General features: G+C 49.3%; 3 protein-coding genes. All 3 read left to right on the top strand.

Annotated elements, in window-relative coordinates:
* Positions 1-52 precede the first annotated feature (52 nt).
* From ACOYIE_RS10065 to ACOYIE_RS10075, 3 genes are read left to right on the top strand one after another with little or no spacing between them, the layout of a single operon-like run.
* Entirely contained in the window at positions 53-997 is a 945-nt protein-coding gene (locus tag ACOYIE_RS10065; protein ID WP_433412837.1) for a sensor histidine kinase, read from the top strand.
* Complete coding sequence (locus ACOYIE_RS10070) at positions 978-2603, top strand: helix-turn-helix domain-containing protein (RefSeq protein WP_192959868.1); 1626 nt, start codon at positions 978-980, stop codon at positions 2601-2603. The genes ACOYIE_RS10065 and ACOYIE_RS10070 overlap by 20 nt, the downstream gene beginning before the upstream one ends.
* Positions 2572-3240, top strand: a complete 669-nt coding sequence (locus ACOYIE_RS10075) for a hypothetical protein (RefSeq protein ID WP_205506695.1) — start codon at positions 2572-2574, stop codon at positions 3238-3240. Before ACOYIE_RS10070 ends, ACOYIE_RS10075 begins: the two co-directional genes overlap by 32 nt.
* The last annotated feature ends 5 nt before the right edge of the window (positions 3241-3245 follow it).

The following is a 3245-nucleotide window of genomic DNA, read 5'->3' on the forward strand; positions in this document are numbered from 1 at the left end:
CATTACGGCGCAGGCGGAACTGGAAACATGCGATGCAAAAATCATATTGACAGTGCGGGAGGATATATTTCAAAACGGAAACGGCGGCGCTGCAATGCTGGGCGGTGCAAGCATCCTTTGTGTTCTGCTTTTTCTGCTTTTGCTGTGGGTGATGCAGAGGATGATTGTTCACCCCACGAACGTGATTCTGAAAGCCAACCGGGAGTTGAGCGGCGGGAATGAAGATTACCGTATTGCGGAAAAAGCAAACAGTCAGGAATTTGCGGACTTGTTCAACAGCTTTAACGAAATGGCTGACAGCTTGAAAAAAATGCGCATTGAAGCATATGACAGACAGCTTCGGGAACAGCGGGATGAGCTGAAGATGCTTCGAGCTCAGCTGCGGCCGCACTTTTATTTGAATGCAATCACAACTGTCAGCAACATGACGTATCAGAACCGGAACGAGGATATTCGAAAATATTTGGCGGCACTGGCGAAATATATGCGTTATATGCTGAATATTCAAAATAAATGGGTGCGTATAGCAGAGGAGATTGAGCAGGTCAAAAGCTATCTGGAAATGCAGAAAATCAAATTTCCGGGAAGTGTGGACGCATATATCGGCTGTGCCGATTCTGTTGCTGATACGCGAGTCCCTTATTTGTTGTTGTTTACTGCTGTTGAAAATTCTTTCAAGCACGCGATGAGTCTTTATGAGCCGCTATGGCTCGTTGTACAGTGTGAACATTATCAGGACGGAGACTTCTGTGGATGCCGGATGATCGTGGAGGACAATGGAAAAGGCTTTCCGCAAGAGGTGATTTCCATGTTTTCTTTGCCGGAAGAAGAGACGCCTCGTTCAGCGAAAGACCATCTGGGCCTGACGAATATCAGCCGGACACTGCAGTTAATTTACCATAGAAACGATTTGCTGCGCTTATCCAACGCGAAAACAGGAGGCGCACACGTAGAGATTTGGATACCGGAGGAAAATGATGAAGCTGCTGATTTGTGACGATGACATTTCAACGATCGATTTTATCCAGAACAGTCTGGATTGCAATGAATTCGGCATCACAAAAATACTGCGTGCATACAATGGGCTTACCGCCAAGGAAATCATCGCCGAGGAACGGCCGGAGCTGATCCTCTGTGATATCGGCATGCCGCAGTGCAATGGGATAGAGGTATTGAAATACGTCAGTAAAGCGGAGTATCATCCGGAGTTCGCTTTTCTGACATGCTATGAAAGCTTTGAATATGCCCGGGAAGCAGTGCGTTACGGCGCCACAAATTATCTGACGAAACCAATCAATCTGAATGAACTGCGGGAAGCGCTGCTGCAAATGATTGCCACGCTGCGTGCAAAACAGCTGGCACAGGAATCCACGGAAGGCAGCGCCCATCATGCGGACCTGTTGCTGAACAATTTCCTGCAGCGTCTACGTGACGGACTGTACGGAGAGGAAAAAATAAGAATTGCGGCGGCCATGGGCCGACGCAGTTTGGAGCTGCAGCCAGATTCCTGTATACGTTGTGTACTGGTGAGTGCAGATTCGACCAATGCACTGAAAAACGGATGGAACAGAGACCTGCTTGTATACAGCTTCAATTATCTGTCTCAGGAAATCGTGGCAGAGCGGCAGGACTTTGCATATTCTATCGTCGATATGGGTGAACGCTTCATTACCGTGACCATGCTGCTTCGGGCGGAAAAAGCTGTTGAGCAGGAAGTGGTGCGTCGGTGCGATCACCTGGTTTCGGCCTGCAGAAGCTATCTGATCCTGCAGCCAGTATGCTTGGTGGGCGAGGTGATACAGCTATGGCAGCTGCCCACACAGGGGCCTGAGCTGCAGCGGAGGCTCCATAAAATCCGCCTGCAAAGCGGCCAGGTGCGCTTGTTCCGAGAGGCTTCCGTACCAGCGGGCAATGTGCCGCCCGCGGTGGATGAGACGAAGATACTGGACTGCATCAAGCGACGGGACAAAACAGAATATGTAGCTGAGATATCTTCGATTGCAAACAAAATTTCCGTGGATAAGACAGGCAGTGATTGCGCCATTGCGCTACTGCATCATGATCTGATCCGCGCGTTCAATACATATCTGAATGACAATGCGATACCAGCCCATGCATTGTTTCAGGATGAGATGATACGTGAGCTTGATGGAACAGCAGAGCGTTCTGTCTTTGACATGATGAATTTTGCCGTGCATTTATACGACTACACTGTGACACATTTGCTGGAGCTTGCTGATTCAGAAAATGTGATCAGCAAGGTGAAGCGTTACATCACGGTGCATTACCGTGAAAATATCGACAGGGACATCGTGGCATCCATTGCTTTTGTCACGCCAAATTATCTCTCCAAACGGTTCCGTTCCGAGGTTGGAATGAACATGCGGGAATATATCAATCAGCTGCGTATCAGAGAAGCAAAAAGGCTGCTGCTGTCTACCGATTTTTCAATCAGCAAAATCGCAAGTGATATAGGCTTTGATAACATAAGCTATTTTTCTACCGTTTTTCGCAAGCAGTGCGGCGTGAGTCCCGCTGATTGGAGAAACAGAAAGGGCAGTGGGGATACGGATGAAGTGGAAAGAACAATTGCGAAAGGATAAGCAGACGCTTGCGGGGCTGGCTCCCAGACAGAAGATGCTGTTTATCTGGGATTATTATAAGCTTCCGATCTTGTCTTTGCTTCTGGTTGCGGTGCTGGCTGGGGCCGGCGCAGCAGCGGCAGCGCGCAGCGCGCATACGGCGTTTTATGCCGTGATGGTCAACGCGAATAATGAAGTACAGGCAGACCCGTTTACTCCGCTGCTGGAGCAGGGCGGTGTGGACATGACGGGAAAAAGTGTCGACATCGAGGCAAACTATACCCTGCATTACGACGATGCCGCACTCTCGGACGCACAAACGCTTCAGGTACTGGCTGCGCTGTTCGGAATCGGGGATTTGGATGTGTTTGTAGCGGACGAGGATGTGTTTGCCTCTTATGCAAAGCAGGGAGCGTTTGTAGACCTGGGGCTTTTTATCCCGGGCGATGTATTGAAGCGGTATAAAGACCACTTATACTACAGTGAGGATGCAGAGGGAAACAGAGTGCTAAGCGGCATTTGGCTAAGCGGAAATTCTTTGCTGCATGAAGCGGGATACTATTCCGGCGCTGTTCTGCTCGGCGTAGCGTCAAACGCCCAGAACCTTGATAATTCGGTTTTGATGGTCACGCAGCTGCTGTACAGCGGAAAAGTGTAGTTTTT

Origin of the sequence: Agathobaculum sp., assembly GCF_050946325.1 — a bacterium.
Classification (GTDB): Bacteria; Bacillota; Clostridia; order Oscillospirales; family Butyricicoccaceae; genus Agathobaculum.

Bases quoted from the DNA above. Each gene is read 5' to 3' on its own strand.
- ACOYIE_RS10070 (WP_192959868.1), top strand. From the start codon at position 978: ATGAAGCTGCTGATTTGTGACGATGACATTTCAACGATCGATTTTATC.
- ACOYIE_RS10075 (WP_205506695.1), top strand. From the start codon at position 2,572: ATGAAGTGGAAAGAACAATTGCGAAAGGATAAGCAGACGCTTGCGGGG.